Annotated in this window: 9 protein-coding genes; 7 read left to right on the top strand and 2 right to left on the bottom strand. The window is 46.3% G+C overall.

Translation table 11 applies throughout. The features are described 5' to 3' along the window. Positions 1 to 187 precede the first annotated feature (187 nt). On the top strand, positions 188 to 1,777 hold the full coding sequence (locus B1A98_RS12395; RefSeq protein ID WP_063386144.1) for a sensor domain-containing diguanylate cyclase: 1,590 nt from the start codon (positions 188 to 190) through the stop codon (positions 1,775 to 1,777). 35 nt (positions 1,778 to 1,812) lie between these two features. Here B1A98_RS12395 and purU read toward each other — a convergent pair whose 3' ends face one another. Beyond that, entirely contained in the window at positions 1,813 to 2,715 is a 903-nt protein-coding gene (gene purU, locus B1A98_RS12390) for a formyltetrahydrofolate deformylase (RefSeq protein ID WP_063386143.1), read from the bottom strand. Positions 2,716 to 2,932: 217 nt separating this feature from the next. Between purU and kynB the strand changes: the two genes are divergently transcribed. The 6 genes from kynB (at position 2,933) to B1A98_RS12360 (ending at position 9,802) form a co-directional block, all read left to right on the top strand. Next, positions 2,933 to 3,592 (top strand): arylformamidase, encoded by a 660-nt coding sequence (gene kynB / locus B1A98_RS12385; RefSeq protein WP_087903764.1) that lies wholly within the window; start codon positions 2,933 to 2,935, stop codon positions 3,590 to 3,592. Then, positions 3,589 to 4,431 (top strand): tryptophan 2,3-dioxygenase, encoded by an 843-nt coding sequence (gene kynA / locus B1A98_RS12380; protein WP_063386142.1) that lies wholly within the window; start codon positions 3,589 to 3,591, stop codon positions 4,429 to 4,431. Before kynB ends, kynA begins: the two co-directional genes overlap by 4 nt. A gap of 36 nt (positions 4,432 to 4,467) precedes the next feature. Continuing rightward, positions 4,468 to 5,808, top strand: coding sequence for a sodium-dependent transporter (locus B1A98_RS12375; protein WP_063386141.1), 1,341 nt, complete (start codon positions 4,468 to 4,470; stop codon positions 5,806 to 5,808). Between the two features lie 180 nt (positions 5,809 to 5,988). After that, positions 5,989 to 7,371, top strand: coding sequence for an NADP-specific glutamate dehydrogenase (gene gdhA / locus B1A98_RS12370; protein WP_063386140.1), 1,383 nt, complete (start codon positions 5,989 to 5,991; stop codon positions 7,369 to 7,371). 142 nt (positions 7,372 to 7,513) lie between these two features. Next, a complete protein-coding gene (locus B1A98_RS12365) occupies positions 7,514 to 8,776 on the top strand; it encodes a dicarboxylate/amino acid:cation symporter (RefSeq protein ID WP_041113827.1) in 1,263 nt (420 codons plus the stop codon). A gap of 120 nt (positions 8,777 to 8,896) precedes the next feature. After that, positions 8,897 to 9,802: an AEC family transporter gene (locus B1A98_RS12360; protein WP_063386155.1), complete on the top strand. Its 906-nt coding sequence runs from the start codon at positions 8,897 to 8,899 to the stop codon at positions 9,800 to 9,802. A gap of 405 nt (positions 9,803 to 10,207) precedes the next feature. Here B1A98_RS12360 and B1A98_RS12350 read toward each other — a convergent pair whose 3' ends face one another. After that, positions 10,208 to 11,836, bottom strand: a complete 1,629-nt coding sequence (locus tag B1A98_RS12350; RefSeq protein ID WP_063386139.1) for an amidohydrolase — start codon at positions 11,834 to 11,836, stop codon at positions 10,208 to 10,210. Between the last annotated feature and the right edge of the window lie 7 nt (positions 11,837 to 11,843).

The following is an 11,843-nucleotide window of genomic DNA, read 5'->3' as shown; positions in this document are numbered from 1 at the left end:
AAAAACGTATCATGATTTATCATTTGTATTCGAGAAAAGAAAATGGACTCCTTCTTAAATTCCTAATTGTAAAAATTAGACATGCGGAAAGTCAGTGACCTATTCTGTTAGGAGAAAAAGGTTTAATATAGTTGCAAATGAGGTATATTCAATAGGCTTTTATAACTATACAGGAGAAAAACTGATCATGTCCCTTCGCCGAAAAATTATTTTATCCTTTACCGTTGCCGTTATATCAGGACTTGGTATTGTATACTTGGCCGTTCATCTTTTTATATGGAACCACTTTAAGTCTCTTGAAAATGCCCAAGCAAGGGAAAACATGCAGCGGGTGCTGCATTTGCTTGCTAAGATGGAGGATCATCTTGCCGCCCGTTCATTCGATTATGCAGAATGGGATGATACGTATAAATATGTAAAAAGCCCCAATCAGGCTTATGAAAAAAGCAATTTGCTCGACCAAACCTTATTTGTTAATGAATTTAACGTCCTCATTATTTTAAATACCGATCAAAAAGTAGTATTTAAAAAAGCGGTCAGACTGGATGAAAAGAGAAGAGCTGCAGTTTCCGCTTCTCTTCTGGAAAAACTAACAACTGGCCCATTATCAGAAAGTGTGGCAACACGTCAGTCTTTCTCGGGCCTTCTTCAACTTCGCGAGGGGCCAATGCTCCTTTCTTCACACCCTATTGTAAAAAGTGATTCCACCGGTCCGCCTGCCGGTACACTGATTGCCGGACGCTATCTGGACCAGCAAGTAATGGATCAGCTGCAAACCGACACTCTTCTTCCGGTGGAACTGTCTAACCTGAAGAAAATGCCAGTTCCGCCAATCGAAGAAACAGGCGCACCGCATTCTCTTAAATCTGCTGCCATTTGGACCGATATGAGCCAAACCGATCAGTATAAGGTATATGCGGCGCTTCCTGATTTAGAGGGCCAGACTGCTGCTGTATTGCAAGTTGCTAATGACAGACAGCTTTATCACAATGGACAAAAAAGGATCTTTTACGTATTGGTCTTAATTGCTGCAGCCTCGTTTTTATTATTAAGAGGGACACTTTTCTTTGTGGACAGAACAGTCTTCCGGCGTCTTCAGCGCCTAATGAATCATATGATTGCCATCCAGGAAAGCAACGATTTATCCGCCCGTTTCCCTGTAAAAGGAAATGATGAGATCTCTTCACTCGAACGCGAATTCAACACGATGGTGGAATCCCTTGACAACTACCGCCAGCACATTACTGAGCTAGCCTACAAGGACAGTCTTACTCATTTGCCGAACCGCACATTCTTTTACAGTGAAGTATCCAGACTTTTACAAAAAATAGAGGGATCGGGGCAAATAAGCGCCCTTTTGTTTATTGACCTTGACGGCTTTAAAGAAGTAAATGATACTTACGGGCATGATCAGGGGGATTTGCTGCTGCAAAAAATAGCGGAGCGCATACAGAAGGTGATCCGTCCGGAAGATATGGTTTCCCGCCTTGGAGGAGACGAATTTATTCTCTTTGCAGCGCATGTACACGAGCAAGACGAAGCAGCGGATCTTGCTGGACGAATTTGCGAAACAATTACCCGTCCCGTTGATTTGCATGACGTGACGGCCACATTATCCGCCAGCGTTGGGATCAGCCTTTTTCCGAAAGATGGCCGGCACCTGGATGTCTTAATTAAAAAAGCGGACCAAGCTATGTACAAAGCGAAGAAAACGGGGAAAAACAAGCTTTATATGTACAATGAAAAAGCTGCCGCCGACGAAGCATCCCGCCAATAATTGGCGCCATTGCTTCACCGGGGCAGCTTTTTTTCTTATTGGAACACAATCGTCTTGTTTTCGTGGACAATCACACGGTCTTCCAAGTGCCATTTAACTGCTCTTGCCAATACGCGGCGTTCAATTGAGCGGCCAATCTTCTTCAAATCAGCCACATGATCGCGGTGGTTCACCCGCTCAATATCCTGTTCAATGATCGGGCCTTCATCAAGATCATTAGTTACATAGTGTGAGGTTGCACCAATCAGCTTTACTCCGCGGCCGTATGCACGCTCGTAAGGACGGGCGCCGATGAAAGCCGGCAAGAAAGAGTGGTGAATGTTAATAATCTGATTTGGAAATTCGCTGACAAAATCAGGCGTTAAAATTTGCATGTAGCGGGCAAGAACAATTAAATCAATTTGATGCTCTTTTAACAATGCAATTTGTTCTTGTTCTACCTGCTTGCGGATGTCCTTGTTGGCCGGAATATAGCAAAACGGGATCCCCAAGGATTCAACCATTCCTCTCGCCTCTTCATGATTGCTGATAACGAGCGCAATATCTGTCGGCAGGTCACCGCTCTGCCATTCCCATAGCAGTTCGAGCAAACAGTGCGGCTCTTTCGAAACAAAGATCGCCGTCCGTTTTCTGTCTTCTGTATAGGTAAATTGATAATCCATTGTAAATTCCTGAGCCAGCGCTTGGAAGTCAGCCTCCAGTGCTGCTTTCTTCTCCTCCAGGGACGGACAGTCAAATTCGATGCGAATAAAAAACGTGCCGCCTTCCGGATCGCTGGAATACTGGCTGGATTCAATGATGTTCGCTTGAAAGTCAGACAAAAATTTGGAAATCGCCGCGACAATTCCGGGACGGTCCGGACACTTGACGAGCAATCTGCCGCGATTTGTCTCCCCTTTTTCCTGCATCAAAGGGGTGGTCTTTACGTTTGTCTCCATAAATAAAACCCTGCCTTTTCCTGATGATTAATTACTCATTATACTGTAAGGCAAAAGAATTGGAAATAGTTTTCTGTCAATGAGCCAAGCAGCCTCACCCCGCCATTCACTGATAGTCAAAAAAAGCCTTCTCCCTAAGATGCAAGCAGCAAATAAGTAAAGAGCCGAATAAACCGGGACAGAACAAAATACACATACGAAGGAGGAGGCTGAAAACTTGATGCAAAAACAATGGATAGATATCTCGCAGCCGCTGAATAGCCGGATCGCGCATTGGCCTGGTGACGTTCCCTTTTCTTACTCCCTTTCTGTGACAAAAGAGCAAACCGGTTCAGTCAATATCGGAACAATAACAACGAGCCTTCATACAGGAACACACATGGATGCGCCGTTCCACTTCGATTCTAAAGCGCCAAGCGTGCTTGATCTGGACGTGTCCATTTTTATTGGCAAAGCGCGGGTGATCGATGTCTCTCACCTGCAAGAAATTAATGCGGAACAAATGGCCGCATTTCCTTTGGAAGGCGCAGAACGGCTGCTTTTAAAAACGGCATCTGCCAGCAGCCCGGAACTATTTCCTGACAAAGTGACACCGCTCTCCACAGACCTTGCCCCTCTGTTCAAGGAACACAACATTTGCTTAATCGGCGTGGATGTTCCTTCTGTGGATGTGCCGGACAGCAAAGAAATGGCTGTCCATCATGCTTTCTACCAACACGGGGTTCACATTCTCGAAAATATTGTCCTTGATCATGCGCCGCCGGGGGATTACCAATTGATCGCCCTTCCTTTGCCGCTAGAAGGAGCAGACGGCAGTCCTGTCCGCGCTGTTTTGCGTCCTCTTGAGGAAGGAACAGGAAAGGAGGAATCATCATGACAGCTGATGACAAGAAAGCGCCACAGGAAGAGCTGCTGCACACCGATTTTACAAATAACATGACATACGGCGAATACTTAGCGCTTGATCAACTGCTCTCCAGCCAAACGCTCTTATCCGGCCATCACGATGAAATGCTCTTTATCGTTATTCATCAGGTGAGTGAACTATGGATGAAGCTGATTATTCACGAGGTACAAGCGGCCATTTCTTCTATCCGCAGAGCTGAACTGCAGCCAGCGTTCAAAATGCTCGCGCGCGTATCTGCTATTCAATCGCAAATGACTCAAGCCTGGGATGTCTTATCTACGTTAACACCGGCTGAATACATGGAATTCCGCGGCAAGCTTGGGCGGGCTTCAGGATTTCAATCTTATCAATACCGGCAAATTGAATATTTGCTTGGCTATAAAACTCCCCATATTCTAACTATTTATGAAAAGGACCCTGAACTTCATTCTCTATTAAAAACAGCCTATCACGCCCCCAGCATTTACGATGCAGCCATTGAAGCGCTCGCCCGTGCCGGATTTCCGATCGACCGCCGTCTTCTTAAACGGGATTATTCTGTGACCTACACGGGAGATCCGACTGTGAAAGCCGCCTGGATGCAGATATACAAAGACGTCCATGCCTATTGGAATTTATATCAGCTAGCTGAAAAGCTCATAGATGTAGAGGACAGCGTGCAGCAGTGGCGCTTCCGGCATATGAAAACAGTTGAGCGAATTATTGGATTTAAGGTGGGCACAGGCGGCTCATCAGGTGTACAATATTTAAAGAATGTGCTTGACCACCGTTTCTTTCCGGAATTGTGGGATGTGCGCACAGAGCTTTGAAGTTTGAGCAGAGATAGATAGAAGAGGTGAGTAGTGATGGAAAAGAAAGAACAATGGTCTTCCCGTCTTGGCTTTATTTTGTCCTCCGCCGGAGCGGCAATTGGCCTTGGAGCCATTTGGAAATTCCCTTATGTAACCGGCCAAAGCGGCGGCGGGGCTTTCCTGCTGTTGTTTGTTGTGTTTACTTTATTAATTGGATTGCCCATGCTGATCTCCGAGTTTATTATCGGCCGCGGTTCAGGAAGAGAAGCGGTCAGCGCTTATCAAAAACTGGCTCCAAACAGCCTATGGACCGTGATTGGCAAACTAGGTGTGGCTGGTTGTTTTCTCCTCCTTTCCTTTTATAGTGTAGTTGGAGGATGGGTACTTATTTACACGCTGATGGCGCTTGGGGGACAAGTGATCAGCAGCGGGGAAAATTACGGTGCGCTATTCGGGCAGATTACCGGCTCGCCCATGATTACGATTGGCGGCCTGGCAGCTTTCTTGCTCATCAACGTAGCTGTCATTGCATCCGGTGTCCAAAATGGCATTGAAAAAGCCAATAAATACATGATGCCGCTCTTGTTTTTATTTTTTATTATCCTTGTGATCCGGTCGCTAACTCTTGATGGGGCAATGGAAGGTGTCCGCTTTTTCCTCCAGCCTGATTTTTCAAACATCACGGCAGAAGCTGTTCTTTACGCACTAGGGCAATCATTCTTTTCGCTTGCCGTCGGCTTTTCATGCATGGTGACATACAGTTCTTATTTAAATAAAAGTGTCAGTATCCCCGCGTCCGCCGGCTCTGTTGCACTTATGAATGTCTTCGTTTCCATTCTTGCCGGATTGGCTATTTTTCCGGTTGTTTTCGCTTTTGGCTTTGAACCGGCTGAAGGACCGGGACTGTTATTTATCGTCCTTCCGTCTGTATTTTCACAAATGCCATTTGGCAGTGTATTTTTATTCATCTTCCTGCTGCTGTTTTTGTTTGCGACCTTAACGTCTTCCTTCAGCTTGATGGAAATCATTGTAGCCGCTTTTCTTAAACCAAAGGCTTCAAGGAAAAAAATTGCTGCCATCGCGGGAGCGGTTGTTTTTCTTGCCGGCATTCCGGCGGCTCTCTCCTTCAGCCTGCTGGCGAATGTCCAGCTATTCGACAAAACGGTCTTCGATGCAACAGATTATTTAGTCAGCAATATTTTACTGCCGCTTGGCAATTTATTAATCGCCTTATTTATTGCTTGGCGGATGAACCGCGAATTAGTAAGAGAAGAATTTATGCTTAGCCGCCAATTTCCCGGCGGTATATACTCAGCTTGGTACTTGCTGATGAAATGGCTCGTTCCCCTTACTATTGTGATCGTATTTATTAATACGACCGGTTTGTTCAAATAACGGCTTATCGAATAGGTCCTTCTGTTAAAGAGGGACCTATTTTATTCCATTTTATTCCATCTCATTCAGGCATTAATTACATGTCTTAATGATATTGACGAGATTATTTAGTGTGCCGTAAGATAAGGATAGATCGTTTAATTATTCACAAAATTCTTTATAAAAACGGGAGAGATGGAGATGAATATTACTCAAGAGACACCAAATAAAAGCACGCAGCTGGCAAAGCCTTATGTGGACCGCATATACCAAACTGTGTTGGAAAGAAACCCCGGGGAAAAAGAATTCCATCAAGCTGTAAAGGAAATTTTCGACTCACTTACCCCTGTCTTTGCTAAATATCCCCAGTATATGCAGTACGGCATTCTTGAAAGAATCGTTGAACCTGAACGCATGATTACCTTCCGCGTTCCATGGGTTGATGATCAAGGAAAAGTTCAAGTGAACCGCGGCTTCCGCGTTCAGTATAACAGTGCTCTCGGCCCTTACAAAGGCGGCCTCCGCTTTCACCCTTCCGTCAATGCAAGCATCATTAAATTCCTAGGATTCGAACAAATCTTTAAAAATTCATTAACTGGCCAGCCCATCGGCGGCGGCAAAGGCGGATCTGATTTTGATCCGAAAGGCAAGTCAGATGCCGAAGTTATGCGCTTTACCCAAAGCTTTATGACTGAGCTCGCTCGTCACATCGGTCCGGATACAGACGTGCCTGCAGGAGACATTGGCGTCGGCGCCCGGGAAATCGGCTTTATGTTTGGCCAATATAAACGGCTGCAAAATGCTTATCATGCCGGCGTACTTACAGGAAAAGGGGTCAGTTACGGAGGAAGCTTGGCAAGAACAGAAGCTACCGGATATGGCACCGTTTATTTCGTCGAGGAAATGCTGAAGGACAATGGCTTAAGCTTTAAAGGCAGCACGGTCGTAGTTTCCGGCTCAGGAAATGTTTCCATTTATGCAATGGAGAAAGCAGCCCAGCTAGGCGCAACAGTCGTCGCCTGCAGTGACTCCAACGGCTATATTTATGATAAAAATGGCATCAATCTGGAAACCGTTAAACGCTTAAAGGAACAAGAAAGAAAACGGATCAGCGAATACACGAATGAGCATCCGGATGCTGTATACGTAGAAGGATGCTCCAATATATGGAATATCGCTTGCGACATCGCTCTTCCATGCGCCACTCAAAATGAAATTGATGAAACAGCGGCCCGTACACTTGTCGAGAACGGCGTAAAGGCAGTAGGAGAAGGAGCCAATATGCCATCTACGCTGGAAGCCATTGATGTTTTCTTGGAATCGAAAGTTCTCTTTGCTCCTGCCAAAGCAGCCAATGCAGGCGGTGTCGCCGTTTCTGCTTTGGAAATGGCTCAAAACAGCTCGCGTATGCCATGGTCCTTTGAAGACGTCGACCAAAAGCTTCATGCGATTATGAAAAACATCTATTCCAGCAGCATTGAGGCAGCCGCTGAGTTCGGCTATGAAGGCAACTTGGTGATTGGCGCCAATATCGCCGGATTTATGAAAGTCGCCAACGCCATGCTTGATCAAGGAATTGTTTAAAGAAATAAACACTGCAAAAGCCAGGTGTCTCCTCCCTCATGGAGAGGCCTGGCTTTTTTGCATAGAGAAGTCCTTTTCATAATCCGGTAAAAATAATATGATAAAGGAGTTATATATTTTTTGAGAAAGGCTGGAAAAACCTTTGAAACGTTTTCTAAAAAGCTATCAGTTTACTTTTTTATTGCTGTCAGCTATTCTTCTCGGCGGTATTGCCGGTGTGCTGTTCGGCCCCAAAGCAGCCATCGTTAAGCCGCTTGGCGATTTATTTTTAAATTTGATGTTCATGGTCATTATTCCTCTCGTTTTCTTTAGTATTTCTTCGGCTATTGCCAGCATGGATGGCATGAAACGGCTAGGAAAGATTATGGCGGGCATCGTGATTGTCTTCCTGACCACCGCAGCTGTGGCGGCTGTCATCGGACTGGCTGGCACCTTTTTATTCAATCCGCTCGCGGGAACAGATCTCACCTCTATTAAAGAGGTCATGGATTCCTTTGATCCGGCGGAAGCAGAGACGGAGAAAGTATCGCTTGCTGCCCAGCTGGTAAATACATTTACCGTTAATGATTTTTCCTTGCTTTTATCTAAAAGCAACATGCTGCAATTGATCGTCTTTTCGATTTTATTTGGACTAGCTACGGCCATGACCAAAGAAAAAGGAAAGCCTGTAGCTGATTTTCTGGCCTCAGGTACAGCTGTCATGATGAAGATTGTCTCTATCATCATGTATTATGCGCCAATTGGGCTTGGCTGTTATTTTGCCGCTGTCATCGGGGAGCTCGGCCCGCAAATCCTGAGCGGCTATGCCCGCACATTTGTGCTTTATCTTGGACTGACAGCTCTTTATTATTTCGTATTCTTCACGCTGTATGCTTTTATTGCAGGCGGAAAGGATGGCGTGAAGGTTTTCTGGAAACATGCCGCTCCTCCTTCCATTACAGCGATTGCTACCTGCTCAAGTGCAGCGAGCATCCCTGTCAATTTGACGGCTGCTCAAAAGATGGGCGTACCGAAAGACATTGCCGAAACGGTTATACCGCTCGGCGCCAATACGCATAAAGACGGATCCGTTTTCGGCGGCGTGCTGAAGGTCGTTTTCCTGTTCGCCCTCTTCGGCAAAGATATGACCAGCTTAACAAGCATCTTGGCGATTCTGGGTGTCTCCTTTCTCGTTGGCGCCGTTATGGGGGCGATCCCCGGCGGCGGCATGATTGGAGAAATGCTGATTCTGAGTGTATTCGGCTTTCCGCCGGAGGCCTTGCCGATTATCGCTGTTATTAGCACCATCATCGATGCTCCGGCTACTTTATTGAATTCAACAGGCAATACCGTCTGCGCCATGCTCGTTACGCGATTTGTCGAGGGCAAACATTGGCTGCAGCGCCAGATGTCTGCTCATGCTTAAAGAAAGAGTGCCTGAAAGCCTTGATGCTTTCAGGCACTCTTTCTTTATATGCTGTAGTCCAAACCATTGATTTTTGTTACGATGACAAGAAGGATAGTTGTCCAGATGGAGGGAATGTTTGTGGAATTGCTGATGATTGTGTTGCCCGCCTTCATGATTTTTTTTGCCGGCTTTCTCGGCCAAAAAATCATCGGCTTTGATATTCGGTCGATCTCTAAAGTTGCGCTTTATATTATGTCTCCATTTCTGGCTTTTCGGACTTTCTATACCAACAAACTGACTGTGGAGTACATATATATTATTTCATTTTGCCTTATTCTCTGTGCGGTTCTTGTCGCGGTCATCCTTTATATCAGTTATTTGATGGAAGCGACCAAGCCGCAAATGGCGGCCATGGTTCTTGGCGGAGCATTTATGAACAGCGGGAATTATGGTGCGCCGGTTGTGCTGTTCGCCTTTGGGGCCGCCGGTTTTGATTATGCGGTTATTATGATGGTGTTTCAATCGCTGCTCATGAATACAGTGGGACTCTTTTTCGCTTCCTTGGGCGGAGAAGATGAATCCTCTCTTAGACAATCTCTAAAAAGTGTCGTTCGCATGCCCGTCATTCACGGCGCACTGGCAGGCGTCATGCTCCAGTTGCTGGCTATCCATATCCCTCAAGCCTTTATGGAGGCTATCGGCCTCGTTGCCGACGCATCGATCCCAACTGTTATGCTCGTCCTCGGAATGCAGCTAGCTGTTATTTCCAGAACGCAGGTTGCCTATCGCTTTGTTTCTGCGGTCACTTTCATTCGAATGGCGGTCTCTCCGATTCTTGCCGTCCTCATCGTTTCTTTTATGCCGATGAACCAGCTGCTGAAAGACGTCCTGATCCTTCAGGCAGCGATGCCGGCCGCTGCCAATACGACTATGTTTGCCATTCAATTTGGCACGGAACCCGATCTTGTTTCCTTTACTACACTCGTCACTACGCTGCTGAGCATCCTAACGATCCCTGCCGTGCTTTTTTATCTAGGCGTTTAATATAAAAAGGTAGCCGGATAATGATTACCTGTTTGAAAATAAATCGATCAAACGCTTGAGGGGACTTAAAAAACTGTCGATGCAGGCGATGCTTGCTTTCGCTGCCATGAATCTCAAGAGAATGGCCAACTAGACTTGGCAAGATCCCAAAATGGTCTAAATAACGGACTCGGAGAAATCTACCCTGCTCTCAAACGGCTTTAAAACCAATAAAAAATCAAAAAAAGGTTCGGAATGAAATATTCCGAACCTCCTGCTCTTTCAAACAAGCATTGTTATACCGCTTCCTTAACGTTGTGCACCCTGTGAAACGGAAATCTGCAGTCCCTCATCCGCAGCACGAGTCCTTGTCTGCTAATAAATGAGCTGTCAGTTCTCTCACAAGGGGGCCTACACCGTCTCCGCTTATTTCAAAGCAGCAGCAGGGGTTTTCTCCCAGACGATTTCGCCGTCCATCAGCGTGACTTCCACTTCCGTTTTCAAGATTTCATCTGCAGGCACATCAAATAGGTTGCGGTCCAATACAACCAGATCAGCCAGCTTTCCTTCTTCAATTGTACCCAGTTCATTTTCCCGGAACACGCTGTAAGCAGATCCCGCTGTATAAGCTTTGAGCGCTTCCGCTAGAGTAACCCGTTCTTGTTCGTTCCACGTGTCATTCAGCGTGAAGTCTTTTCTCGTTACGGCATGATAAATTTCGATCATCGGCTCAAGCGGAACAATCGGATAGTCGCTGCTGTAGGATACTTCTGCTCCCGACCTTAACAAAGTCGCGTTTGGATAAATATACGCCTGCTTCTCTTCTCCTACGCGCGTTGTATGGCTTTCTCTCGGCATTAACGCCATATGATACGGCTGAATCGATGGCATCACGCCCAGCGCTTTGAACCGGGGAACGTCCTCCGGCGCAATGACCTCAATATGCTCCAATGCGTGGCGGGCATCCCTCTGTCCGTTCACTTCCTGCGCTTTTTCGTATAAGTCCAGTCCAAGGCGGACAGCTCCGTCGCCGATTGTATGGAAGCGAATTTGGAAACCTTCCTTATCCGCTTCTACTACCCATCTTTCGAGCTGTTCTTTCGTATAAGCTGTTTCTCCTCTTGTTTCCGGCTTATCCAAATAAGGATCAAGCATGTAAGCGGTATAGCCTGTGACAACGCCATCGATAAATTGCTTTAATCCTGCCGTCCGGAGCTTATCTGACGCATATCTTTCCCGCAGCTTTTTCGCTTCCTCGATTTGGCCATTCAGCGGCGGATAAAGGTGAAAGCGGCAGGACAGCTCTCCTTTATCTTCAAATTCCTTGTAAACAGAATAAGCCTCCAGCTTTTCATGGGCTCGGCTCGCATATAAATCATTGACAGAGGTCACACCAAGCCTGGCTGCATGCTCCAGGAATTGGCTTACCATATCGCGCTGCTGCTCCTTTGGAAAGTCGTAGGCAAAGTCTGCTGCCAGCGCAATGGCCGTTTCAATCAAAATACCTGTCGGCTCGCCTTTTTCATTTTTGTAGATCACGCCGTACTCCGGGTTTGGGGTTTCACTTGTGATGCCGGCAATCTCAAGCGCTTTGGAGTTCACCCAGCCATAGTGCCCCTCTGCGTGCAGCAGCAGAACAGGACGGTCAGCCAGCTCCTGGTCCAGCATATACCTATCCGGAAATTCTTTTTTCACCCATGTCGTATGATCCCAGCCAGTGCCGATCACCCACTGGTTTTCAGGCTTTCCATCAGCATACTCCCGAACCTTCACAGCTGCTTCCTCAGCTGATTTTGCCTCCGTTAAAGACACACAGTAATGGCTGAACAAGCTCCCGAGCATAATATGTAAATGGGCATCATGGAAGCCCGGCATGACGAGTTTATCGCCTGCATCAATTACCTTTGTTTGCTCGCCTTCATACGCAGCTATCTTTTCTTTTGTGTCCACTGCCATGATCTTGTTGTCTTTGACCGCAACTGCCAAAGATTCCGGCTCGTCCTTCAAACCGGTAAATACCGCATTACTCTTTATAATTAAATCTGCTTTCATCATGTATCAT

Origin of the sequence: Pseudobacillus badius (assembly GCF_002189605.1) — a bacterium.
Classification (GTDB): domain Bacteria; phylum Bacillota; class Bacilli; order Bacillales; family Domibacillaceae; genus Pseudobacillus; species Pseudobacillus badius.
This window is presented reverse-complemented; position numbering and strand designations above follow the sequence as displayed.